The organism is Streptomyces sp. NPDC088732 (assembly GCF_044751205.1).
Lineage (GTDB): Bacteria > Actinomycetota > Actinomycetes > Streptomycetales > Streptomycetaceae > Actinacidiphila.
On sequence record NZ_JBIVLI010000013.1, the window covers coordinates 21,416 to 42,956 of the forward strand.

General features: G+C 71.2%; 18 protein-coding genes. 9 read left to right on the forward strand and 9 right to left on the reverse strand.

Features of this window, described 5'->3' with window-relative positions:
- The first annotated feature begins 2 nt into the window (after positions 1-2).
- The gene (locus ACIP9H_RS22160) at positions 3-2,591 is read left to right on the forward strand and encodes a DEAD/DEAH box helicase (RefSeq protein ID WP_401590189.1); all 2,589 of its coding nucleotides are present in this window, start codon (positions 3-5) and stop codon (positions 2,589-2,591) included.
- 48 nt (positions 2,592-2,639) lie between these two features.
- On the opposite strand, the gene ACIP9H_RS22165 is transcribed toward ACIP9H_RS22160, so the two are convergent.
- Positions 2,640-3,062 (reverse strand): YjbQ family protein, encoded by a 423-nt coding sequence (locus tag ACIP9H_RS22165; RefSeq protein WP_401590190.1) that lies wholly within the window; start codon positions 3,060-3,062, stop codon positions 2,640-2,642.
- Between the two features lie 252 nt (positions 3,063-3,314).
- On the opposite strand from ACIP9H_RS22165, the gene ACIP9H_RS22170 reads away from it, so the two are divergent.
- Together ACIP9H_RS22170 and ACIP9H_RS22175 are read left to right on the forward strand one after the other, a co-directional pair.
- Complete coding sequence (locus ACIP9H_RS22170) at positions 3,315-3,782, forward strand: hypothetical protein (RefSeq protein WP_401590193.1); 468 nt, start codon at positions 3,315-3,317, stop codon at positions 3,780-3,782.
- Positions 3,783-3,793: 11 nt separating this feature from the next.
- Positions 3,794-4,924 carry an NAD(P)-binding domain-containing protein gene (locus tag ACIP9H_RS22175; RefSeq protein WP_401590195.1) on the forward strand — a complete coding sequence of 377 codons (1,131 nt, stop codon included), beginning with the start codon at positions 3,794-3,796 and terminating at the stop codon, positions 4,922-4,924.
- A gap of 11 nt (positions 4,925-4,935) precedes the next feature.
- Here the strand turns inward: ACIP9H_RS22175 and ACIP9H_RS22180 are convergent, their stop codons facing one another.
- Complete coding sequence (locus ACIP9H_RS22180) at positions 4,936-5,958, reverse strand: LacI family DNA-binding transcriptional regulator (protein WP_360900227.1); 1,023 nt, start codon at positions 5,956-5,958, stop codon at positions 4,936-4,938.
- A gap of 198 nt (positions 5,959-6,156) precedes the next feature.
- Positions 6,157-6,477: an L-rhamnose mutarotase gene (locus ACIP9H_RS22185; RefSeq protein ID WP_401590198.1), complete on the reverse strand. Its 321-nt coding sequence runs from the start codon at positions 6,475-6,477 to the stop codon at positions 6,157-6,159.
- 192 nt (positions 6,478-6,669) lie between these two features.
- On the opposite strand from ACIP9H_RS22185, the gene ACIP9H_RS22190 reads away from it, so the two are divergent.
- Genes ACIP9H_RS22190 through ACIP9H_RS22200 form a run of 3 tightly spaced genes read left to right on the forward strand, consistent with a single transcriptional unit; the run spans position 6,670 to position 9,559 of the window.
- Positions 6,670-7,434 (forward strand): (Fe-S)-binding protein, encoded by a 765-nt coding sequence (locus ACIP9H_RS22190; RefSeq protein ID WP_401590200.1) that lies wholly within the window; start codon positions 6,670-6,672, stop codon positions 7,432-7,434.
- A complete protein-coding gene (locus ACIP9H_RS22195; RefSeq protein ID WP_401960306.1) occupies positions 7,431-8,915 on the forward strand; it encodes a LutB/LldF family L-lactate oxidation iron-sulfur protein in 1,485 nt (494 codons plus the stop codon). Before ACIP9H_RS22190 ends, ACIP9H_RS22195 begins: the two co-directional genes overlap by 4 nt.
- Complete coding sequence (locus ACIP9H_RS22200; RefSeq protein ID WP_401960308.1) at positions 8,912-9,559, forward strand: lactate utilization protein C; 648 nt, start codon at positions 8,912-8,914, stop codon at positions 9,557-9,559. The genes ACIP9H_RS22195 and ACIP9H_RS22200 overlap by 4 nt, the downstream gene beginning before the upstream one ends.
- 33 nt (positions 9,560-9,592) lie before the next feature.
- Here ACIP9H_RS22200 and ACIP9H_RS22205 read toward each other — a convergent pair whose 3' ends face one another.
- The 4 genes from ACIP9H_RS22205 to ACIP9H_RS22220 form a co-directional block, all read right to left on the reverse strand.
- Positions 9,593-11,245: a bifunctional 3'-5' exonuclease/DNA polymerase gene (locus ACIP9H_RS22205; protein ID WP_401960310.1), complete on the reverse strand. Its 1,653-nt coding sequence runs from the start codon at positions 11,243-11,245 to the stop codon at positions 9,593-9,595.
- A 45-nt stretch (positions 11,246-11,290) separates the two neighbouring features.
- Positions 11,291-11,692: a hypothetical protein gene (locus ACIP9H_RS22210; RefSeq protein ID WP_401960311.1), complete on the reverse strand. Its 402-nt coding sequence runs from the start codon at positions 11,690-11,692 to the stop codon at positions 11,291-11,293.
- Between the two features lie 94 nt (positions 11,693-11,786).
- Positions 11,787-12,407: a hypothetical protein gene (locus ACIP9H_RS22215; protein WP_401960314.1), complete on the reverse strand. Its 621-nt coding sequence runs from the start codon at positions 12,405-12,407 to the stop codon at positions 11,787-11,789.
- A gap of 9 nt (positions 12,408-12,416) precedes the next feature.
- On the reverse strand, positions 12,417-14,222 hold the full coding sequence (locus ACIP9H_RS22220; protein WP_401960317.1) for an ABC transporter ATP-binding protein: 1,806 nt from the start codon (positions 14,220-14,222) through the stop codon (positions 12,417-12,419).
- Between the two features lie 166 nt (positions 14,223-14,388).
- Between ACIP9H_RS22220 and ACIP9H_RS22225 the strand changes: the two genes are divergently transcribed.
- The gene (locus tag ACIP9H_RS22225; protein WP_401960319.1) at positions 14,389-14,844 is read left to right on the forward strand and encodes a MarR family winged helix-turn-helix transcriptional regulator; all 456 of its coding nucleotides are present in this window, start codon (positions 14,389-14,391) and stop codon (positions 14,842-14,844) included.
- A 61-nt stretch (positions 14,845-14,905) separates the two neighbouring features.
- Here the strand turns inward: ACIP9H_RS22225 and ACIP9H_RS22230 are convergent, their stop codons facing one another.
- Positions 14,906-16,606: a carbohydrate-binding module family 20 domain-containing protein gene (locus ACIP9H_RS22230; RefSeq protein ID WP_401960321.1), complete on the reverse strand. Its 1,701-nt coding sequence runs from the start codon at positions 16,604-16,606 to the stop codon at positions 14,906-14,908.
- Between the two features lie 391 nt (positions 16,607-16,997).
- On the opposite strand from ACIP9H_RS22230, the gene ACIP9H_RS22235 reads away from it, so the two are divergent.
- Both ACIP9H_RS22235 and ACIP9H_RS22240 read left to right on the forward strand, forming a co-directional pair.
- Positions 16,998-18,830, forward strand: coding sequence for an ABC transporter transmembrane domain-containing protein (locus ACIP9H_RS22235; protein ID WP_401960324.1), 1,833 nt, complete (start codon positions 16,998-17,000; stop codon positions 18,828-18,830).
- Entirely contained in the window at positions 18,827-20,608 is a 1,782-nt protein-coding gene (locus tag ACIP9H_RS22240) for an ABC transporter ATP-binding protein (RefSeq protein WP_401960327.1), read from the forward strand. The genes ACIP9H_RS22235 and ACIP9H_RS22240 overlap by 4 nt, the downstream gene beginning before the upstream one ends.
- A gap of 43 nt (positions 20,609-20,651) precedes the next feature.
- Here ACIP9H_RS22240 and ACIP9H_RS22245 read toward each other — a convergent pair whose 3' ends face one another.
- Positions 20,652-21,446 carry a metal-dependent hydrolase gene (locus ACIP9H_RS22245; RefSeq protein ID WP_360900089.1) on the reverse strand — a complete coding sequence of 265 codons (795 nt, stop codon included), beginning with the start codon at positions 21,444-21,446 and terminating at the stop codon, positions 20,652-20,654.
- Between the last annotated feature and the right edge of the window lie 95 nt (positions 21,447-21,541).

Below are 21,541 nucleotides of genomic sequence, written 5' to 3' on the forward strand. Positions count from 1 at the left end.
GTGTGGCGGAGGAAGTCAGCGGGTGGCGCAGGCTCGCGGTGGGGATCACCGAAGAGCGTGAGCGCGTCGAAGCGGCGGCGGAAGATGCCACCAGGCAGCTTCTCGACCGTGTGACGCCTCTCAACGCCCCGGCCACCACCGCGTGGCGCGCCCTGCAGGTCTCGCCGTCCGATGTCGATCTGGTGACCTCCATGGTCCGGCGTCGTGCTCTTCCGACGCTCACGGCCAACGCCCAGCAGGGCATCGCGCAATTGACCCAAGAGGTCGACGAGGCGCTGACTGCCGTCCGCGCACTCTTCGGTGCCCGCCGGATATGGTCGGGCAGGAGCCGCAAAGACGACGCAGCACAAGCCGCAACGTACCTGACCTTCCTTCACGGGTGGGCCGCGAGTGCCCAACTCGTCGCGGAATTGGAAAGCCTGACAGCGTGGGACAAGAAGACTGTCCCCGCACCCGCGATCTCGGCAATCCTCGATGACACTGTCGGCCTCGCCCAACGCCTCGGCGGGCGGGCGGAACTCCTCCAACGGCATGAACTTGACGTCGCCAAAACAGCACTCAGTGCGATCGATCAGGCCTTGCAGCGCGAGGACCAATTCCGAACGGCAGTCAATTCCGCGGGCAATGCAGTCCGACAGGACGAGGCGCGCAAATTGGTCGCCAACATGCCCGTTGAGCGACTCAAAGAGGCAACGAGCGGCCAACTGCGCATCACAGCATTGACCGATGCCGGAATCAGCAACGTGCAGCAAGTCCTCGACCAGAAATCACGGATTCGATCTCTCCCTGGAGTCGGCGAGACGACGGGCAACCGGATGGTCGGCGCCGCGAGGACCATCTGGCAGACCACGCTGGACGAAATGCCGGTCCGGATCGACATCAAGAATCGATCCCACACCACCACGAAACTCCTCACAGCGATGCGTGCTTGGGACGCAGCGCGCTCGATCCGCAGCGCGACAGCCGATCTCGCCGCGGCCGACATGGTTCGACCGCTCCTCCAGGGCCTCGGTTCCAGGACATCCCATGTGGTCCTCATCCCTCGACAGCGCTCCGTTGCCGAGTTGCGCACCGCACTGGCGGCCGTCGCCCGTCGCGGATCGATGCTCAACGGCGGGAACGACGCGGCGGGCGGTGACCCATGGGAGGATTTCATCGCCCGCCCTGCCGACTACTACGCGATGCTCGCGGAGCTCGGATTCCTGGCCGACGACGCCGAGAAGAGTCACGGCGACCTGCCGGCCGAAATCGTCGAGGCGGTCAGAGGACTCACACTCGACACCAGCCATCTGAAGGCCTCACTGCGCGGGTACCAGTCATTCGGTGCCCGATTCGCGATCGTGCAACGGAAGGTCATCATCGGCGACGAGATGGGACTGGGGAAGACGGTCGAATCGCTCGCCGTACTCGCCCACTTGCGAGCCAAGGGATCTTCTCATTTCCTCGTTGTGTGCCCCGCCGCAGTCGTGACCAACTGGGTGCGTGAAGTCCAAGCCAAGTCCGGTCTCCATGCGTACCGCATGCACGGGCCGGCTCGCGAGGACGCTCTGAAATCCTGGATCCGCAACGGTGGAGTCGCGGTCACCACCTACGACATCCTCGGTTGGCTGGAAGGCAGGATCCCCCACCGCGCCGAGCCTGCGTGCCTGGTGTTCGATGAGGCGCACTACATCAAGAACCCGGAGGCCCAGCGAACTCGGCGCTCAACGGCCTTGATCAACCGTTCTGAGCGAACGATCCTTTTGACCGGAACCCCACTGGAAAACCGAATCGAGGAATTCCGAAATCTCGTCGGTTACCTACGCCCGGACTTGACGATCAGTGCTTCGGAGCTCGCTCCTCGTCAGTTTCGAAAGCAGGTGGCACCCGCTTACTTGCGGCGCAACCAGGAAGACGTCCTCACCGAACTTCCGGAGCGCTTCGAGGTCGACGAGTGGATGCCGATGTCCAACGCCGACAAACAGCTGTACAGAGCGGCTGTCATCGAAGGAAATTTCATGGCCATGCGCCAGGCCGCACTACGCGCAGGAGCCAAGTCCGAGAAGATGCAGCGCCTCATCGACATAGTTCAGGAGGCCGAGGACAACGAGCGCAAGGTGCTGGTCTTCTCATACTTCCGTGACGTCCTCGATGAAGTGGCGTCGGTGCTTCCGGGAAAGGTATTCGGGCCCCTCACCGGCTCTGTGCCCGCCGCGAAGCGACAAGCCATGGTTGACGAGTTCTCCCAAGCCCACCATGGCGCTGTCTTGGTCGCGCAGATCGTGGCAGGCGGCGTCGGCCTGAACATCCAGTCGGCATCGGTCGTAGTGATCTGCGAGCCGCAGCTCAAACCGACGACCGAATGGCAAGCCATCGGTCGTTCCCACAGGATGGGGCAGTTGGAGACAGTACAGGTACATCGTCTGCTGTCCGAAGACAGTGTCGACCAGCGCATCATTGAGATGCTGGCACGTAAGAACCAACTCTTCGCGGATTTTGCCCGCGTCTCCGAAACCGCCGACAGCGCACCGGAAGCGTTCGACATCACGGACGCCGAACTGGCACGGGAAATCGTGGCGGCCGAGCGTGAGCGCCTGCTCACGGACGGCTGAACGGCACGTCCGCTGAGCCGACGACAGAAAACGCCTGGAGCACGTCGTTCAGCCCAGGAAGCTCAACCGTACCTGGCGGTAGGGGTTGTCCTTGTTCGTGTCGACCAGCACCACGGACTGCCAGGTGCCGAGTTCCAGCGAGCCGCCGACCACCGGGAGCGTCGCGTGCGGCGGGACCAGGGCGGGCAGCACATGGTCGCGGCCGTGGCCGGGGCTGCCGTGGCGGTGCCGCCAGCGGTCGTCGGCCGGCAGGAGGTCGTGGAGCACGGCGAGCAGGTCGTCGTCGCTGCCGGAACCGGTCTCGATGACGGCGACACCGGCGGTGGCGTGCGGGACGAAGACGTTGAGCAGGCCGTCCCGGCCGCGCGCCACCTCGCGCAGGAAGTGGGCGCAGGCGGCGGTCAGATCGTGGACGGTCTCGGTGCCGCCGGTGGTCACATCGACGAGACGGGTGGTGAAAGCGTCGGCCATGCGTCCATGGTGGCGCAGGCGGCCCGGACACGCGTTCCGGGGGCCGGGCGCACCGGGGCCGTCCCGTCCCGGGGCGTTCACGGCAAGGGGTATTCCGGCCTGAACTCGCCGCGCACGGGGCGCTGGTGGAGCCGCACGCGAGGGTGGCCCGGTACGGCTCCCCGCCAGGCGGTCGTAACCTATTGGTCTGGACCACTTCCCCGAACCGGGATAGTGTCCCGTTGCCCGTCCGCGCGCCGAAGGGGAAACCACGTGTACGCATCGCGCCGCGTCGCCGCCCTCGTCGACGCCTGCCTGCTGCCCGTCCCGCGCACCCGGCGGCCACCGGAGTGGCTCCGCCGCGGACTCGAGCTCGCGGGCGCCGTCACCATCGCCGTCCCCGCGGCGCTCAGCGGCGGACCCGTCGTGACGGAACTCCTCCGGGACGAGACCGGGCAGGGCGCCGTCGTGATCAGCGAGCCGCTGGACACCGCCGAGGTCGTCGAGGGCTGGGGCGTGCCGGGCGCCGCCGTACTGGCCTGGCTCTCCGGAGTGGACCTGCTCCAGCTCGGCCCCGGCTGCGACGCGGGCGTCCAGGAGGCCATCCGCACCGCCGCGGCACGCGCCGTGGCCGACGGCGACCTGCCCCTGTCCCGGCTGGAGGAGGCGGCGGCACGGGTCGCGCGGCTGCGGCGCGAGGCGGCGCCGGAGGCACCGGGAAGCTTCCCGGCATCGCCGTAGTTGGTGGAAACGTGAACCACACGGACGCCACGGGCGTCAGGCACGTCGAAGCAGCCGTCATCGGAGCCGGTCAGGCCGGACTGTCGGGGGCGTACTTCCTGCGCCGCTCCGGCATGCTCCCGGACGAGGACTTCGTCGTCCTGGACCACTCCCCCGGGCCCGGCGGCGCCTGGCAGTTCCGCTGGCCCACCCTCACCTACGGCAGGGCGCACGGCGTGCACTCCCTGCCCGGGATGGAGCTCGAGGGCGCCGATCCCGCGCGGCCCTCCTCCGAGGTCGTCGCGGAGTACTTCGACCGCTACGAGCGCACCTTCGACCTCCGCGTTCACCGCCCGGTCGACGTCTCGACGGTGCGGGACGCGGGCGACGGCCGGCTCCTGGTCGAGACCGACGCGGGCACCTGGTCCACCCGCGCCCTGATCAACGCCACCGGCACCTGGGACCGGCCCTTCGTCCCCCGCTACCCGGGCCAGGAGACCTTCCGCGGGCGCCAGCTGCACACCGCGAACTACCGCGGCCGCGAGGAGTTCGCCGGCCGGCATGTGATCGTGGTCGGCGGCGGGACCTCCGCGGTGCAGCTGCTGATGGAACTGCGCGAGCCGGGCGGCGCGGCCGGCACGACCTGGGTGACCCGACGACCGCCGGTCTTCCGCTCGGGTCCCTTCGGCGAGGACCAGGGCCGGGAGGCCGTCGCGCTCGTCGAGGAGCGCGTCAAGCAGGGCCTGCCGCCGCAGAGCGTCGTCAGCGTGACCGGGCTGCCCATGACGGAGGCGATGCAACGCGCCCAGGAGCGCGGCATCCTCGTCCGGCAGCCCATGTTCGACCGCGTCACCCCGGACGGCGTCACCTGGGCCGACGGACACCATGTGCGGGCGGACGCAATCCTGTGGGCCACCGGCTTCCGGGCGGCGCTGGACCACCTCGCCCCGCTGCACCTGCGAGAGCCGGGCGGCGGCATCCGCCTCCAGGGGCTCACCCAGGCGGCCCTCGACCCGCGGGTGCACCTCATCGGCTACGGCCCCTCCGCGAGCACCATCGGCGCCAACCGTGCGGGCCGCAGCGCCGTCCGCGAGATCCGAGCCTATCTGCGCGCCGGCGCCGCCGAGGCGGCCGAAACGACTGAGGTGGCTGTCGCGGGCTGACCCCTCCCGGGTCAGCGCCCCGCGCGCCCCTTGCCCAGCGTGGAGCCACGCACGACCAGCTCCGGCTGGAAGACGATGCGCCGGTGCTCGTGCTCCTCCGCGAGGTCGCCGGTCTCCTCTATCAGCAGGTCGGCGGCCGCCCGGCCCATCCGGTACGCGGGCTGCCGCACGGAGGTCAGCGGCACCGCGGCCGCGGCGGCGAACTCGATGTCGTCGTACCCGACGAGCGCGATCTCCTCGGGCACCGCGATCCCCGCCGCGTACAGCGACTGGAGGACCCCGAGCGCCAGCAGGTCGTTCGCGCAGAAGACCGCCGTGGGCCGCTTGGCCATGCCCAGCAGCCGCGCGCCCGCGTCCCGCCCCGAGGCGACGTCGAGCCGGTCGGCCTCGATGTGGGCGAGCGCGTCCGCCGGCAGCCCCGCCGCGCCGAGCGCCGCCAGCGCGCCCGTGCGCCGGTCCTGGCACTGGGCCAGGTGCATCGGGCCGCTCACGTAGACGATGCGCTCGTGGCCGCGCTCGATGAGGTGGTCGACGGCCAGCCGGCCGCCCTCGATGTCGTCGACGGACACCGAGCACGCCTCCGCGCTCGGCACGACGCGGTCCACGAACACGAAGGGGATGCCGTGCCGCCGGAACGACTCGATGTTCCGGCCGCTGGTGTCCGCGGGCGTCACGAGCACCCCGCGGACCCGCTGCTCCGCGAACAGCCCCAGGTACTCGGACTCCTCCGCCGGGCTCTCCGCGCTGTTGCAGAGCATCACCCCGAGCCCGGTCTCGCGCGCGGCGCGCTCCGCGCCGGAGGCGACGTCCACGAAGAAGGGGTTGGCCATGTCCAGGACGAGCAGGGCGATGATGCGGCTGTGCCCGGCGCGCAGCTGACGGGCGGACTCACTGCGGACGTAGCCGAGTTGCTCGATGACCGACAGCACCCGCGCGCGCGTGTCCTCGGAGACCATGCCGGGCCGGTTGATGACGTTCGACACCGTGCCGACCGAGACGCCCGCCTGCCGGGCGACATCCTTGATCCCCACCATGCGTGTCACGGGTTCCGCCCCACCGCCTTCCGCGACCCGCCGCAGGCCGCGGGTTCATGCTACGCACTGGTGACGACATCGGCGCCCGCCGTCGTCATACACCTGTCGTCCGGGTTACGCGCCGTCTTCTCCTCCGTGTCCAGAAGCCGCCCCAAGGTGGCGGCGGCGCACCGTGCCGGAGCGCACCCCTGCGCCCTGTCACGCCAGGTGGAAGACCTCCGTCAGGGGGCGCATCGCCTCGTCGGGCCGGGCACCGTCCAGCGCCTCGAAGAACTCCCCCATCTCCGCCTGCCAGCGCGCGTTGACGTCGGTCTCCGCCATGGCCGCCTGCGCGGCCCCGAAGTCCTCCGTCTCGAGGTAGCCCACGAGCAGCCCGTCCTCCCGGAGGAAAAGGGAGTAGTTGTGCCAACCGGTGGCGGACAACGCCTCGAGCATCTCGGGCCAGACGGAGGCGTGCCGCTCCTTGTACTCGTCCAGCCGGTCCGCGCGGACCTTCAAGAGAAAACAGACGCGCTCCATGCTCGGTCCCGGCCTTCCCGAATCTGATATGAAAGGTTTCAATGAGATGCCGGGGACGTTAGGACACTCCGGCATGGCACGTCAATGCGCTGCGCCGGCATGCGCAGACATCCGATCTCTGCTTCACAGCGATCGACAGCTGCGGCAGTATGAGGGGCCTGCGGGCGGCCGCATGCACCGGGAGGAGGCCAGATGCGCGTAGCGCTCTTCGTGACCTGTGTGAACGACACGCTGTACCCGGAGACGGGCAAGGCGGTCGTCACACTGCTGGAGCGGCTGGGGGTGACCGTGGACTTCCCCGCCGCACAGACCTGCTGCGGCCAGCCGCAGTTCAACACCGGCTACCGGCACGAGACGGAACCGCTGATGAGGCGCTACGCGAGCGCCTTCGAGGGGTACGACCACATCGTCACCCCCTCAGGTTCCTGCGCCGCCATGGTGCGGGACAACTACCCGCGCATGGGCGACCGGGCGCGCGCCGAGGGACGCGGCGGCGAACTCGCCGCGCTGGCCGAGTCGGTCGTGCCGCGCACGTACGAACTGACCGAATTCCTCACCGACGTTCTCAAGGTGACCGATGTGGGGGCATACTTCCCGCACAAGGTCACCTATCATCCGACCTGTCACGGCCTGCGCATGCTCGGCCTGGGCCGCCGCCCCCTGGAGCTGCTGAGCCACGTGAAGGGCCTGGAGCTGGCAGAGCTGCCGGGCGCCGAGGAGTGCTGCGGCTTCGGCGGCACCTTCGCGGTGAAGAACGCCGCCGTCTCCTCCGCCATGGGCGCCGACAAGGCCCGCCACATCACCGGCACCGGCGCGTCGGCCGTGTGCACGGTCGACAACTCGTGCCTGATGCACATAGGCGGCACACTGGCGCGGCTCGGCTCCACAGTGCGTCCGGTCCACCTCGCCGAGATCCTGGCCTCCACCGAGGACCGTCCCTACGGAGGCATCCGATGAGCGGCACCTATCTGGGCATGCCCGCCTTCCCGGTGGCCGCCGGGGAGGCCGTGCAGAACGAGACCCTGCGCGGCAATCTGCGGCACGCCACGCACACGATCCGCGACAAGCGCGCCAAGGCGGTGGCCGAACTCTCCGACTGGCAGCAGCTGCGCACGGCGGGCAAGCGCATCAAGGACGACGTCCTGCGCCACCTCGACCACTACCTGGAGCGCCTGGAGCAGGCGGTCACCGCCGCCGGGGGCATCGTGCACTGGGCCGCCGACGCAGACGAGGCCAACCGGATCGTGACGGAACTGGTCAAGGCGACCGGCGAGACCGAGGTCGTCAAGGTCAAGTCCATGGCCACGCAGGAGATCGGGCTCAACGAGGCCCTCGCCGAAGCGGGGATCGCCGCCTACGAGACGGACCTGGCCGAACTCATCGTGCAGCTCGGCGACGACCGGCCCAGCCACATCCTGGTGCCGGCCATCCACCGCAACCGCAGCGAGATCCGCGACATCTTCAACGACGCGATGGCGCGCTGGGGCCGCCCGGCGCCCGAGGACCTGACCGACACCCCGGCCGAACTGGCCGAGGCGGCGCGGCTGCACCTCAGGGAGAAGTTCCTGCGCGCCAAGGTCGGCATCTCGGGTGCCAACTTCATGATCGCCGAGACCGGGACGCTGGTCGTGGTGGAGTCCGAGGGCAACGGCCGGATGTGCCTGACGCTGCCCGAGACGCTGATCTCGGTGGTCGGCATCGAAAAGGTGCTGCCGGCCTGGCAGGACCTCGAAGTCTTCCTCCAGTTGCTGCCGCGCTCCTCGACGGCCGAGCGCATGAACCCGTACACCAGCACCTGGACGGGCACGACCGACGAGGACGGTCCCCGCGTCTTCCACCTGGTGCTGGTCGACAACGGCCGTAGCGACACCCTGGCCGACGAGGTCGGCCGCCAGGCGCTGCGCTGCATCCGCTGCTCGGCCTGCCTCAACGTCTGCCCGGTGTACGAACGGGCCGGCGGCCATGCCTACGGTTCGGCCTATCCCGGCCCGATCGGGGCCATCCTCACCCCGCAACTGCGCGGCACGGACACCGCGCTGGACGCCTCGCTCCCGTACGCCTCGTCCCTGTGCGGGGCCTGCTACGAGGTCTGCCCGGTCGCGATCGACATTCCCGAGGTGCTGGTCCATCTGCGCGAGCGGGTCGTCCAGGGCGGCGAGGTGACGCGCGGCGGCAACAAGGTCGTCCTGAAGCCCGCCAAGGGGCACGCCGCCGAGCGCGCCGCCATGCGCGCCGCGCGCTGGGCGCTGGACCGTCCCAGGGCGCTCCGCGCCGGGCAGCGGCTGGCGTCCCGCACACGGAGCCTGCACCCGCGCAGGCTGCCCGGGGCGGGCCGTGCCTGGACGGACACACGTGACATCCCGGCCGTGCCGGCGGAGTCCTTCCGCGACTGGTGGCGGCGCACCCGGGGCACCGAGGGCTCGGAGGGCCGCAAGTGAGCACCCGCGAACAGATCCTGGGCCGCATCCGCCGCGCCCTGGCCGACGTCCCGCGCGACGAGGCGCCGGGCGGGGGGCCGGACGGGCCCGGCTACCTGCGCGTGCACGGCGAACGGGACCCCGGTCAGAGCGCGGATCTGCTCGCCGAGAACCTCGCCGACTACCGCGCCGTCGTGCACCGTACGACCGCCGCCGAGTTGCCCCTGCGGCTCGCGGCCCTGCTGGCCGCCCGCGGGGCACGCAGCGTGGTGGTCCCCGCCGGGCTGCCCGGCGGCTGGCTCGCCGAGGCGAAGGACGTCGAACAAGTCGCGGACACGGCGGAGTTGACCGCCTACGCGCTCGATGCCGTGGACAGTGTCGTCACGGGCTGCGCCGTGGCGATCGCCGAGACGGGCACCATCGTGCTGGACGCCGGGCCGGACCAGGGGCGGCGCAGGATCACGCTGGTGCCGGACCACCATGTGGTGGTGGTGCGGGTGCCGGAGCAGGTCGTCGACTCGGTGCCGCAGGCGCTGGAGCGGCTGGACCCGGCGCGTCCGCTGACGTGGATATCCGGGCCCTCGGCGACGAGCGACATCGAGCTGGACCGGGTGGAGGGCGTGCACGGCCCGCGCACCCTGGAGGTCGTGCTCGTCACGCAGTGACCGTCCCGCGATCCTGTGGTCCTGCGCGGGGGCTCACTTCGCCTCCGCGTAGGACCGCACGATGTGCGTCTCCAGCGGGAAGGAGACCGACGTCCGGCCGAACAGCAGACGGCGGGCCTCGTCCGCGGCCTCCGCGACCGCCTTCCCCGCCTCGGGGGCGAGGTCCTCGGGGGTGTGCACGATGACCTCGTCGTGCAGGAAGAACACCAGTCGGGGGCCGTCGAGCGCGGCCAGGCGCCGGCGCAGCGAGGCCAGCACCGCGAGCGCCCATTCCGCGGCGGTGGCCTGGATGACGAAGTTGCGTGTGAAGCGGCCCCAGGCCCGTGCCTGCGCGTCGCTGAGGTCCTGGCGGTCGGCGGCGGGCGGCGGTGACGTACGGCCGAGGTGGGAGCGGACCACGCCGCCGCCCTCGCCGGTTCGTGCGGCGGACTCCACCAGCCCCATGGCGTCGGGGAAGCGGCGCCGCAGCACCTCCAGCAGGGGTCCCACCTCGCCGGTGGTCTGCCCGTACATGGCGCCCAGGAGGCCGAGTTTGGCCCGGGCGCGGTCGCCGCCGAAGGCCGTACGGGCCAGGGCCGCGTAGAGGTCGCCCTCGGCCGCGGCGGCCGCAAGTCCGGGATCACCGGAGAGGGCGGCGAGCACCCGCGGCTCCAGCTGGCCCGCGTCGGCCACGACCAGGCGGTGCCCGGGGTCGGCGACCACGGCCGCCCGCAGCTGTCGCGGGATCTGCAGCGCACCGCCCCCGCGGGTGGCCCAGCGGCCGGAGACAACACCGCCGACAACGTACTCGGGGCGGAACCGCCCGGCGGGCGCCCAGTGTTCACGCCACGCCCAGCCGTGGGCGCTGTGGATGCGGGAGAGCTCCTTGTAGCGCAGCAGAAGGCCGGCGGCGGGGTGCTCCACCTTCCGCAGGACATGGGAGCGGGTCGAGGTGATGTGCACGCCCACCCGCTCGAACGCGGGCAGCAGCTGGGCGGGAGAGTCAGGGTTGACCGGGCGGCCCAGCGCCTCCTGGACGGCGGTGGACAGTTCGCTGAGCACCTTGGGCCGGGTACTCCCGGGCGGGCGCGGGCCGAGCAGCCCGATCAGCACCTCGTCGTGGGCGGCGGCACTCCAGGGCAGGCCGTCATGGGACATCTCCGCCGCGGCGAGCGCACCGGCGGACTCGGCGGCGCACAGCAGGCGCATCCGGTCGGGGTGTTCCGACAGGGCGATCCGGCGCTGCTGTTCGGTGTGGACGGCGATCACGGCGTCCAGGGGATCGGTGCCGGGCGGCAGGTGATGGCGGTCGGCGGCGAAGAGCACCGGCTGGTCGTCGGCCCCGCCCTCGGGCGCGTCCGCGGGCACCGGCAGCCCGCGCAGGCGTGCCCAGGCGGCGCCCAGGGAGCGGGGCAGGCCGAAGCGCTCCTCCGAACCGAGCAGCAGGGCCTCGACGAGCTTGAGGTCGTGGCACCGCGCGGGGCGGACCGGCAGCCGTTCCAGCAGAGGCGGGTAGATCTCGTCCGTGGCGGCCCACACCCAGCGGGGCGCCTGGTGCCGCTCGCGGTCGGCGACGGCCGCGGCGAGATCGGGGACGCTCTCCGGGGGGCCTGCCGGGGTGCCGTCCTCGCGCAGCGCCCGGAGCCGCCCGCCGGTCCCCAGGGGATCGGCGACGACGGCGACGGACAGACTCCTCGGCGAGGTCACACACCGAGCGTAGGACGGGGCACCGACAATGCCCCGGGACGGCCGTCAGCCGTCGGTGTCGCGGCTCACCTTCAGCGCCCACAGCACTAGCGGCAGCTGCAGCGGCAGCCGCGCGTAGGCGGCCTTGCGCAGCGGCGCGGGGCGGTCGCGCCAGTCGCGGGCCATCTTCACGTTCGCCGGGAACACCCCGGCGAAGAAGGCGGCCGCCAGCAGCGCCCCGGCACGGCGGGTGCGCGGCAGGGCGATACCGGCGGCGAGGACGAGTTCCACCGCGCCGCTGGCATAGGTCCAGGTGCGGGCGTCGCCGGGCAGGACCTTCGGGACGATCGCGTCGAAGGGCCCGGGCACCACGAAGTGCGCGGTGCCCGAGGTGGCGAGCAGCCGGGCCAGCAGCGCGGCGGAACGGTCGGATCGGCCGGAGCGAACGGAGCGGCCTGGCTCTGCCATCGGGGACCTCCTGCAAATGTCGGCGCCACGGCTCACGTTAGCGGCGGCCCCCGGTACCGCGCGGCGGATCACCGGTCCCGGCGTGTGCGCTTGCTCACCCGTCCCAAGAAGCCGCGGCGGGCAGGCCCGGTGAACGGCGGGAGCTCCCCGAAGCCGGGTTCGGCGCCCAGGGTCCCGGCAAGCCGCGCGAGCGCCGTCCGCACCCGGGCGAGCGGGTGGCCGGGGAAGCGCGCGTCGTACTCCTCGGCGTCGGCGCGGTGGAAGGACAGCCCCCGCGCAGCCCGGGCGCGTAGGGATGCTCCAGGAAGTACTGCTCGGGCCCGAGTTCGGCGAGCACCATGGCCTCGCGCATCCCTGTGACGCCGTCTTCAAAGGCCTGCACCTTGGCCACCGCGCTGCAGCCCGCCCGCGGCAGGGTGTAACTGCCCAGGAACGCCTGGCCTCTCGGCCGGTCCGGCAGCGGCACTTTGAGCACCTGACGCAGCGCCGGCAGTCCGGCGACCCGGACGACGTCGGCCTGGATGAGGCCGCCGCCCGCGTCGGCCGTGACGCGGGCGAGTGCCTGCCGCAGCCGGTCCGGCTCCTCCAGGGGCGCCGGTATGTCCGGCGGCAGGTCGAAGAAGTGCAGGCTGATCACATCGCCGTGGTCATCGGTCCAGGCGTGCTCGGCGACCTGCCGGTAGCCCGGCAGGTCGGCACCGTGGAGTGGTCCCATGGGCAACGATCATCCCGTAGGGGCGAGTTCGGTGTCACGGCGCACCAGGCCCGCGTACCGGCCGTCGAGGGCGAGCAGTTGGTCGTGCGTGCCGCGTTCGGTGATCCGCCCGTGGTCCAGCACGACGATCTGGTCGGCGTCGCGGACCGTGGACAGGCGGTGCGCGATGGTGATGGTGGTCCGGCCCGCGGAGAGGGCGTCGATGGCCTCCTGGACGGCGTGCTCGGTGCGGGTGTCCAGGGCGCTGGTGGCCTCGTCGAGGATGAGGACCGGTGGATCGCGCAGAATGGTGCGGGCTATGGCCAGGCGCTGCTTCTCGCCGCCGGAGAAGCGGTAGCCGCGTTCGCCGACGACGGTGTCGTACCCGTCGGGCAGGCCCGCGATGTGGTCGTGGATCTGAGCGGCGCGCGCCGCGGCGGCGATCTCCTCGTCGGTGGCGTCCGGCTTGGCGAAGCGCAGGTTCTCCGCGACGGAGGCGTGGAAGAGGTACGTCTCCTGCGAGACGACGCCCACGGACGCGGCGAGGGTGTCGAAGGCGAGGTCCCGCACATCGGTGCCGTCGAGCGTGACGCGACCCTCGGTGACGTCGTACAGGCGGGGCACGAGATAGCTCAGCGTGCTCTTGCCGGAGCCGGTGGCGCCGACGATCGCGAGACTCGTGCCGGTCGGCACCTCCAGGTCGATGCCGTCCAGGGTCCGCTCGGGCGAGGCGGGGTCGTAGGAGAAGCCGACGCCTTCGAAGCGCACGTCGCCGCGGGCGCGTTCGAGCCGTACGGGATCGGGCCGCTCGGTGATGTCGACCGGCAGGTCGAGGTATTCGAAGATGCGCTGGAACAGTGCCAGCGAGGTCTGCACCTGCACACCGGTCGCCAGCAGGCTCACCGTGGGCCGGAACAGCCCCTGTTGCAGCGAGACGAAGGCGACCAGGGTGCCGATGGACACCAGGGTGCCCGAGCCCTGGACGACGACACCGGCCGCCCAGTAGATCAGGGCGGGCATGGCGGCCATCACGATGCCGATGGTGGACATCCGCCACCGCCCGGCCATGTTGGAGCGCACTTCGAGGTCGACCAGACGCTCGGACTCGTCGGCGAAGGAGCGGGTCAGGGACGCGGAGCGCCCCATGGTGCGGCCGAGCAGGATGCCGCTGACCGACAGGGACTCGGTCACGATGGCGGACATGGCGGCCATCTGCCGCTGCCGCTGGGTGGTGATCTTCTTCCGTTCCGTGCCCACGCGGCGGCTGATCCACACGAAGACCGGGAGCAGCACCAGGGAGACGAGCGTGAGGCGCCAGTCCAGGGCGAGCATGGCGACGACGCCGGCGACGACGCTGGTGGCGTTGGAGACGAGCGAGGTCGCGGTGGACGTGACGGTGGCCTGCATGCCGCCGATGTCGTTGGCGATGCGGGACTGCACCTCGCCGGTGCGGGTCCGGGTGAAGAAGGCGAGCGACATGCGCTGCAGCCGCTCGTAGACGGCGGTGCGCAGGTCGTGCATGACGCGCTGGCCGACCGTGGTGGATATGAGCGTCTGGAGGACGCCGAAGACGCTGTTGAGGACGGCGGTGGCGATCATGCCGAGGGCCAGCAGGCTCAGCAGCCCGGTGCGGCCCTGCGGGATCGCGGTGTCGAGGATCGCGCGCAACAGGAAGGGCGAGGCGACCGAGACCAGGGATGCGGCGCCGACCAGGAGCCCGACGAGGGCGAGGCGGCTGCGGTAGGGACTGAACAGGCCCAGGACACGTCGTACGTCGGTGTGCCGGGCGGGGTTCTTGGGCGGTGGGGTCCACTGCGGGGAGTCACCGGGATGCAAAGGGCCTCCGAGGGCGGGGAAGGAACTGCGGCAGGACAGGCACGTTCAGCCGGACAGCGGTACAGCGGTACAGCGGTACAGCGGTACAGCGGTACAGCAGGACGATGCGAGTGTAGTTCATTGTTACCTATACTCACAATGAACCGCATCCTGATAATCTTGGCCCATGGAATCGCGTATCTCCGCCGCGGACGCCGACGGGTCGAGCAGCCTCGCCGAACAACTGCTGCGGCTGACCCGCCGGCTGCACCGCGTCCAGCGACGTCACCTGGAGCCGCTCGGCATCACACCGGCCCAGTCGCGCATGCTGCGCAGCGTCGCCCACAGCGAGGAGCCGCCCCGGATGGCCGACCTCGCCCAGCACCTGGAGGTCGTGCCGCGCGCGGTGACCACGCTCACCGACGCCCTGGAGGAGCGGGGCTTCGTGCGCCGCGTGCCGGACCCGGCCAACCGCCGAGTGGTGCGCATCGAGATGACGGCGGAGGGCCAGGGCGCGCTGCGGCGGCTGCGGCAGGCCCGGCGGGATGCCGCGGAGGAGATGCTGGCACCACTGGACGCGGCCCAGCGCGATGCCCTGACGGCGCTGCTCGCCGTCCTGGACACCGCGCCGGGCCACTGCTGAGCCGTTCGGTCCCGCCGGGCCTTGTCGCGCCGCGCTCGGCGCAGGGCCCCAGGACGCGGGGTCAGGCGCGCCAGGTGTCGCCGAGCGTCACCTTGCCACTGGCGGGCACGGTCGCCGTGCGGTTGGCGCCGGACTCCCACGTGACGTTCCCGTTCGCGTCCTTCTTGATGTACTTGTACTCGAAGGACGTGCCCGCCCCCATGGCGACGTCCAGCTTCCACACCGGGTAGGCCGACGAGGACAGCAGCAGCGCCCCTGCGGTGTTCCAGTTGCCGAGCGCGGCGTTGCCGCCCACCACGTAGACGTTCTGGCCCCACACAGTGGTGGCGTTCACCGAGAAGGACGCGCCGCTCGCCGGGGCCGAGCCACCACCGCCGCAGGGAGCGCCTGCGTACAGCGCGACCGCGTCGTTGGCGCCGACGGTGGCGGTGAAGGTGCCGTTCGACGCGACGGTGTAGGTGGCGCCGCTGTGCTGGACGTCGCAGTAAGTGCCGGCGGGCAGCGAGGTGGTGAAGGTCTGGCTGATCGGGCCGCTCTCGTGGTTGATCGCCACGAAGCCCTTGCTGCCGCGACCGAAAGCGATGGCGTTGTTGCCGTTGGACCACCAGTTGGTCACGGCCGTCCCGGCGACGGCGTTGTGGAAGCCGACCATGCCCGCGATCTGGGGCCAGGCGTGCTGGCACTTCCAGCCGTCGCTGTAGCAGGCGTTGACGGTGCCGCCGTTGGGCGGGCCGGAGTCGTTGTCGGAGAACTCGTAGCCCGAGTACACATTGGGCGAGCCGTAGGGCCACGCGAGCATGTAGACGTTGGCCAGCGTGTAGGTCGCCCCGGCCTTGTAGTTGAGGGTCGAGCCGTTGCGCTCGGTGTCCCAGTTGTCCACAAAGGTGCGTGCCTGCCCGCTCGGCAGGTACCCGGCGCCCCAGGAGGCGCCCCAGTTGCTCAGGTAGGCCAGCTTCTCGTTGCTGAAGATCCGCTTGAGGTCGTAGGCGCCCTGGAAGGCGTCGACGTCGCCGGTCCCGGTGTACTCGCCGGGCTGGACCGCCTCGCCGGAACCGTAGATGACCTCCTGCGCCCAGAAGACCGAGGGCTTGCTGAGCTTCGCCTTGACGGCGGCGAGATCGCCGGAGGCGATGTGTTTGGCCGCGTCGATCCGGAATCCGTCGACACCGAGGGAGATCAGGCTGTTCAGGTAGGCGGCGATGGTGGAACGGACGTAGTCGCTTCCGGTGTTCAGGTCCGCGAGACCGACGAGTTCGCAGTTCTGCACATTGTCGCGGTTGGTGTAGTCCACGATGCTGGACCGGCAGGAGTGGAAGTCCTGGTCCTGGTAGTAACCGGGGTAGTTGTACTTCGTGTACGACGTCCCGCCGGTGCCCGTTCCCGAACCCGCGCTCATGTGGTTGACGACCGCGTCCGCGATCACCTTGACGCCCGCCGCGTGGCAGGTGTCGACCATGTTCTTGAAGGCCGTGCTGTCCCCGAGCCGGCCGGCGATGCGATAGCTGACGGGCTGGTACGAGGTCCACCACTGCGAGCCCTGGATGTGCTCCTGGGGCGGGGATACCTCCACGTAGCCGTAGCCCGCGGGGCCGAGGGTGCTGGTGCACTCCTTGGCGACGGAGGCGAATTTCCATTCGAAGAGCGTCGCGGTGACGTCCTTGCTCCCGGGGGGTGCGGCCTGGGCCGGCTCCTGCGACACGACGGCGAGGCCTGCCGTGGCGAGCAGCGCCGCCAGTCCCGCGCGCACGAAACGCGATCTCATGGTGCGGCTCCTTCGTTTTCGGGCACAAAGGTGCCCCGAAGACAGCCACGCGCCAGGCCATCGAGTGGGGGGCGGAGTTCCCGCCCGTGGGAACTCCGGACAGGAGACTGGCCCCGCGGGGGGACACCGTCAATACGTCGCGTGGAAAAACTTTCAACATCTTGCAGAAACAACCCGCGTGACGGTTCCGGAAGAACAACTCAGAGGGCGTGAGAGCACTCTGAGTCGCCGTCAGCCACCTGTGTCACCCGCCTCCGCCGCGGCCCTCAGTCGTGCGGGATCACGAACGTGGCGCCTTCCCCGCACCGAGGAAAAAACCGGTTGAATTCACCCCGTCGGCGAGCGACCCTGGCACGTCCTCACTCACCCCCATCTCCGATGCCGGGACGCCATGTCGCTACGTTCTCTCCCCCATGCCGATCCGGGTGTCCCCGACACCCGGTCCGGCTTCCGACTTCTGCTCTGGCTCGAGAAACGCCAGATCCGAGCCCAGGCGACGGCCACGTTCTGGGGCACGCTCAACATGGCGGCGTTCGCGGGCGTGCCCGCGGCGGTCGGCCTGGCCGTCCAGGCGGCCGTGGACCGCTCGGGCGGCAGGCTCGCGCTCGCGGGCGGCCTCATCCTCGCTCTGGGTGTGGTCTCGGCGGTGGGCGACGTCATGCTGCACCGCACCGCCGTCACCAACTGGATCACCGCCGCCGCCCGGGTCCAGCAGCTACTGGCCCGCAAGACAGCCGAACTGGGCTCGGTGCTCACCCGGCGGGTCGCGGCCGGTGAGGTCGTCGCCGTCAGTACCGGTGACGTCGAGAAGATCGGCTGGTTCGTGGAGGCGCTGGCCCGCTTCGCGTCCAGCCTTCTGGCGACCGTCGGCGTGACGGTCGCCCTCGTCGTCTACCGCCCCGAACTCGGTCTGATCGTGGCGGCCTGCGTCCCCGTCCTGGCGCTCGCGGTGCTCCCGCTCCTGCCGCACGCGACCCGGCGGGCGGACGAGCAGCGCACCAAGGCCGGCAAGGCCACCGCACTCGCCTCGGACACGGTGGCCGGACTGCGGGTGCTGCGCGGCATCGGCGGCGAGGAGCAGTTCCTCACCCGCTACCGGCGCGCGTCCCAGGAGGTCCGGCAGGCCGCGGTGCGCAGCGCCCGGATGTGGTCCCTGATCAGCGCGCTCCAGGTGGCACTGCCCGGACTGCTGCTGCTTGCGGTGACCTGGTACGGAGCGCGCCTCGCGCTGGACGGCCGGATCTCGGTCGGCGAACTGGTCACCGTCTACGGCGCCGTGGTCTTCCTGCTCTTCCCGCTGCGGGGCTTCGAGGAGATCGCGATGGCGTACTCCTTCTCCAAGCCCTCCGCCAAGCGCGCGGCGCGGGTCCTGTCGCTGCGGCGGGACACGGTGGGGCGGCCGGACACGGGCGCCTCCGCCGCCTCGCCGTCGAAGGCACTGAATGTCTCGAATGTTTCGAATGCGCCGGGAGACCTGTACGACCCCGCCACAGGCCTGCTGGCGCCCGCCGGAAAGCTGACCGCCGTCGTGTGCGGCGATCCGGACGCGGCGGGCGCGCTGGCCGACCGGCTCGGCGGCCACAGCCCGGAACGCACCGAGGAGGACCCCTCGGTGCTGCTGGGCGACACGGCGCTCGACGGGCTCCCGCTGGCCGCCGCACGGGCCCTGGTGCTCGTGCAGGACAAGGACCCCGTGCTGCTGTCGGGGACGCTGGCCGAGTTGCTGGACGTGCCGCGGTCGGGCGCCGTCGCGCCCGCGGACGCCTTGGCCGCGGCCCAGTGCGACGACGTGCTGGAGGCGCTGGCCCAAGCCTCCGTGGACGCGTCGGGCGACCCGATGCGCACCCGGATCACCGAGCGGGGACGGTCGCTCTCCGGAGGGCAGCGGCAGCGCCTGGCGCTGGCCCGCTCGCTGATGGTCGACCCGGAGGTGCTGGTGCTCGACGAACCGACCAGCGCCGTCGACACGCACACCGAGGCCAGGATCGCGCGCGGCCTACGAGCGCTGCGCGCCGAGCGGACCACGGTGGTCCTCACCTCCAGCCCGCTGCTGCTGGACCTGGCGGACCGGGTCGTCTTCGTCGAGGAGGGCTCGGTACGGGGCGCGGGGACGCACCGCGAACTGCTCCTCACCGAGCCCGGCTACCGCGCCGTGGTCACCCGGGAGACCGAAACCGAACTCCACCCCTTCGAGTCACTACGGAAAGCCGAGGAACCCGCATGATCGGCGTGCCACCGCCGGACTACGACCCGGCCGCGCCGCAGCAGGCCAGCACCCTGCCGGTGGGGTCGCCCACCACGGTGCGCGGTTACGTCAAGGAACTCGTCGGCCGCCACCGGCGCGCCTTCGCCGCCGTCATCGCGCTGAACGCGGTGGGTGTCCTCGCCTCGATGGTCGGCCCCTACCTGCTGGGACACCTGGTCGAGCGCCTGTCGGCGGGCGACAGGGACCTGCACCTCGGGCGCACGATGGCGTTCTTCGCCGCCGCCCTCGCCGTGCAGACGTACTTCGTGCGCGAGGTACGGCTGCGCGGGGCCGTCCTGGGCGAACGGATGCTCGCCGACCTCCGCGAGGACTTCCTCGTACGGTCGGTCGCGCTGCCGCCGGGCGTCCTCGAACGAGCGGGCACCGGCGACCTGCTGTCCCGGATCACCACGGACATCGACCGGCTGGCCAACGCGATGCGCGAGGCGGTGCCCCAGCTGGCGATCGCCGTGGTCTGGGGCGGGCTGCTCCTCGGCGCCCTGACCGTCACCTCGCCCCCGCTGGCACTCGCCGTGCTCGTGGCGCTGCCGGTCCTCCTGCTGGGCTGCCGCTGGTACTTCCGCCGGGCGCCGCACGGCTACCGCTCCGAAGCGGCCGGCTACGCGGCCGTCTCGGCCGTCCTCGCCGAGTCGGTGGACGCCGGGCGCACCATCGAGGCCCACCGGCTGGAGGAACGGCGCGAGGAGCTCTCCCGCCTGCGCATCCGGCAATGGGTGGCCTGGGAGCGCTACACGATGTGGCTGCGCAGCGTGCTCTTTCCGGTGATCAACGCGACGTACACCCTGATCCTGGCGGCGGTGCTGCTCATCGGCGGCACGCTGGTCCTGCACGGCTGGGTCTCGGTCGGCGAACTCACCACCGGCGCGCTGTACGCGCAGATGCTGGTCGACCCGATCAATCTCATCCTGCGCTGGTACGACGAACTGCAGGTGGCCCAGGTCTCCCTGGCGCGTCTGGTGGGCGTACGGGAGATCGAGCCGGGCGCCGGCGACACCGAGGTGACGCCGGACGGGCGTGACGTCCACGCCGACGAGGTGCGCTTCGGCTACCGCGCCGGCAGCGACGTGCTCCACGGCGTCACGCTGCGGGTGCGCCCCGGCACCCGGGTCGCTCTCGTCGGGCCCTCCGGCGCCGGGAAGTCGACCCTGGGTCGGCTGCTGGCGGGGATCTACGCACCCCGTACGGGTGAGATCACCCTCGGCGGCGCCCAGTTGGCACGGATGCCCGCGGAGCGGGTCCGCGAGCACGTGGCCCTGGTCAACCAGGAGCACCACGTCTTCGTCGGGACGCTGCGCGACAATCTGCTGCTCGCCCGCGCCGGGGCGGACGACACCGAGCTGTGGGCGGCGCTGACGGCGGTCGACGCCGAGGGCTGGGCGCGGGCGCTGGAGTCGGGCCTGGACACCGAGGTGGGTTCGGGTGGGGCCGCGCTCACCCCGGCCCAGGCGCAGCAGGTGGCGCTCGCCCGCCTGGTCCTGGCCGACCCGCACACCCTGGTGCTGGACGAGGCCACGTCGCTGCTCGACCCGCGGGCGGCACGGCACCTGGAGCGGTCGCTGGCCCGTGTCCTGGACGGCCGGACGGTGGTGGCCATCGCGCACCGGCTGCACACCGCGCACGACGCGGACCTGATCGCGGTCGTCGAGGGCGGCCGGATCAGCGAGCTGGGCAGCCACCACCAGCTCGTGGACGCGGACGGCGCCTACGCGGCGCTGTGGCGGTCCTGGCACGGATAAGCCGGCCGCCACGGCGCCGCGCGCCGAGCCGCGGTGGGGGTGCTCAGGCGCCGAAGACCAGCGCCCCCACCGCACCCACGCCGCCGATCACGAAGAAGATCGGGGTCAGCACCTTGATCTCGACCTTGCTGCCCGCACGGAACCGCATGGGCTTGGGGGTGCCCAGCGGGTACCAGCGCCGGCGCCCGATGGGGATGGGCCACAGCACCGGGCAGCCCGAGACGGTCAGCGCGTCGCCGAGGCAGTGCACGATGGAGCCGAGCACGATCGGGATGCCGATCCACAGGTACTGCTGACCGGGCTCGGTCAGCAGCCAGCCCTTGCCGCTCTGCGTGCTGTCCAGGGTGTCGGCGAGCACCCAGGCGCTGGTGGCACCGAGCAGCCAGACCAGGATGTCGCTGGACATCCGGGCCTGCCGCCACAACAGCCCTTCGACCGCCAGCACGGCGTGCACGAAGAGGATGAAGACCACGGCCCACCGGCCGCCGACCCATGCCAGGCCGGAGGCGGCGGCGCCCATCATGACCGCCCAGAGCCACGTGTGGGTCAGAGTGCGGTGCCCGCCCTGGCGTATCGGGTCACCGGGCTTGCGGGTCTTTCGGTAGGCGGCGAAGGACAGCTTGTCGATGACCTCGCACAGCCATCGGGAAATCGGGCCGAATGCCCGGGAAATCGTGGCCGCCTTGTGATCCAGATCAGGAGCGAGAGCCGCACCGGCACAGATCAGCGCACCGACCACGAGGGTCGGCCAGGGCATCGGATGATTGAGCCCCGCGGCGACCGCACCCACTGCCAGCCAAGCTGCCGCTCCGGAGACAGAATGTGCCGGTCCCATCATGGCGTGTCCCGCCCCTTTCGACCCGCCCTGAAGCGGAGTTGACGTCCAATCGACGGCACACCATACCGTCGGCCGATCTTCGTTCGTACCGCCGG

Bases quoted from the DNA above. Each gene is read 5' to 3' on its own strand.
- ACIP9H_RS22165 (WP_401590190.1), bottom strand. From the start codon at position 3,062: ATGGCCGACGCTTTCACCACCCGTCTCGTCGATGTGACCACCGGCGGC.
- ACIP9H_RS22180 (WP_360900227.1), bottom strand. From the start codon at position 5,958: ATGGTGGGGATCAAGGATGTCGCCCGGCAGGCGGGCGTCTCGGTCGGC.
- ACIP9H_RS22185 (WP_401590198.1), bottom strand. From the start codon at position 6,477: ATGGAGCGCGTCTGTTTTCTCTTGAAGGTCCGCGCGGACCGGCTGGAC.
- ACIP9H_RS22190 (WP_401590200.1), top strand. From the start codon at position 6,670: ATGCGCGTAGCGCTCTTCGTGACCTGTGTGAACGACACGCTGTACCCG.
- ACIP9H_RS22195 (WP_401960306.1), top strand. From the start codon at position 7,431: ATGAGCGGCACCTATCTGGGCATGCCCGCCTTCCCGGTGGCCGCCGGG.
- ACIP9H_RS22210 (WP_401960311.1), bottom strand. From the start codon at position 11,692: ATGGCAGAGCCAGGCCGCTCCGTTCGCTCCGGCCGATCCGACCGTTCC.
- ACIP9H_RS22215 (WP_401960314.1), bottom strand. From the start codon at position 12,407: ATGGGACCACTCCACGGTGCCGACCTGCCGGGCTACCGGCAGGTCGCC.
- ACIP9H_RS22225 (WP_401960319.1), top strand. From the start codon at position 14,389: ATGGAATCGCGTATCTCCGCCGCGGACGCCGACGGGTCGAGCAGCCTC.
- ACIP9H_RS22230 (WP_401960321.1), bottom strand. From the start codon at position 16,606: ATGAGATCGCGTTTCGTGCGCGCGGGACTGGCGGCGCTGCTCGCCACG.
- ACIP9H_RS22235 (WP_401960324.1), top strand. From the start codon at position 16,998: ATGTCGCTACGTTCTCTCCCCCATGCCGATCCGGGTGTCCCCGACACC.
- ACIP9H_RS22240 (WP_401960327.1), top strand. From the start codon at position 18,827: ATGATCGGCGTGCCACCGCCGGACTACGACCCGGCCGCGCCGCAGCAG.
- ACIP9H_RS22245 (WP_360900089.1), bottom strand. From the start codon at position 21,446: ATGATGGGACCGGCACATTCTGTCTCCGGAGCGGCAGCTTGGCTGGCA.